The sequence below is a fragment of the Christiangramia aestuarii genome, assembly GCF_009735585.1.
GTDB lineage: Bacteria > Bacteroidota > Bacteroidia > Flavobacteriales > Flavobacteriaceae > Christiangramia > Christiangramia aestuarii.
In genome coordinates, this window is record NZ_VJVW01000095.1 from 1 (window position 1) to 439 (window position 439).

General features: G+C 68.1%; 1 protein-coding gene. It reads left to right on the forward strand.

The features are described 5' to 3' along the window. Positions 1-172: 172 nt before the first annotated feature. On the forward strand, positions 173-439 hold a 267-nt coding region (locus tag FLP08_RS17070), incomplete at its 3' end, for an SUMF1/EgtB/PvdO family nonheme iron enzyme (protein WP_156278122.1).

The following is a 439-nucleotide window of genomic DNA, read 5'->3' on the forward strand; positions in this document are numbered from 1 at the left end:
GCCAAACACCTGATGGCGCACCGGGTAATCAGCGACGCCGTGGATCGCGATGTCGGCCCGGTGGTGCGCCTGGCGCCGAGCCTGCTGAACGACGAGGCGGAGATCGACCGGGTGCTGGAAATCCTCGCCCCGCAACTCGCCTGACCCCTTTCGCCACTCAACGAGAACCGCCATGCACGCATTATCGCCCCTGGCCCTGGCCGCACTGATCGTCGCCACCGCCCCCGCCTTCGCCGACGAAGCGAAGAAACCCGGCACGGTGTTCAAGGATTGCAAGGACTGCCCGGAGATGGTCGTACTGCCCGCCGGCAGCTTCACCATGGGCACCCCGGACGACGAGGTCGGCCGCCAGCCCGACGAGGGCCCGCTGCACGAAGTGACCTTCGCCAAGCCGTTCGCCATCAGCCGCTACCAGGTCACCGCCGGCGAACTGGACGCC